Genomic DNA, 900 nt, shown 5'->3' on the forward strand with positions numbered 1-900 from the left:
AACGTGGACAGCTACTGATGTTGCTGGAAATACTCAGACGTGTACGCAGACGGTGAAAGTAATTGGACCAATCAAAGCCATTGAAGATCGTGTAACATCCTTTAATGGAGTTCTGGGTGGAATCGCAGTTGCAAGTGTTCTGGATAATGACTCTCTGAACTGTAAAAATGTAGTGGCTAATGAAGTTATAATTACTTCGACTACAACTTTACCTTCAAATTTAAGTTTTGATACTAATACAGGAGCTGTTACAGTTCAGCCAAATACACCATCTGGAACTTATGCTTTTGATTATCAGATTTGTGAAGTTGCAAATCCAACAGCAAACTGTGCAACAGCTACAGTTACTATTATTGTGCAGAACCCAATCGTAGCCAACGTTGACAACAGCTACCCAGTTCAAACACCGGGTACAACAACAGCCACTACAATTGGAAACGTAACAATAAACGACACCCTAAACGGACAGCCGGTAACCGCAGCCAATACCAATGTAACCCCAATCAAAACAGGACCATTGAGCATTGATGCCAACGGAGTATTGACTTTAGATCCAAACACTGTAACAGGAACTTACCAAATCACTTATGAAATCTGTGAAGAAGGAGCAACCCCTGCCAACTGTGCAAGTGCTACGGCCACCGTTGAAGTTAAAAACCCAATCGTAGCCAACGTTGACAATACCTACCCAGTACAAACACCGGGTACAACAACAGCAACCACAATTGGAAACGTAACAACAAACGACACCTTAAACGGCCAGCCGGTAACCGCAGCCAATACCAATGTTACCCCAATCAAAACAGGTCCATTGAGTATTGACGCCAACGGAGTATTGACCTTAGATCCAAACACAGTATCCGGAACCTACCAAATCACCTACGAAATCTGTGAAGAAGG

General features: G+C 42.9%; 1 pseudogene. It reads left to right on the forward strand.

What is annotated here, in order from left to right:
• Window positions 1–900, forward strand: a pseudogene (locus tag B0A80_RS20295) (putative Ig domain-containing protein); the annotation flags it as partial.

The sequence above is a fragment of the Flavobacterium tructae genome (assembly GCF_002217475.1).
Classification (GTDB): domain Bacteria; phylum Bacteroidota; class Bacteroidia; order Flavobacteriales; family Flavobacteriaceae; genus Flavobacterium; species Flavobacterium tructae.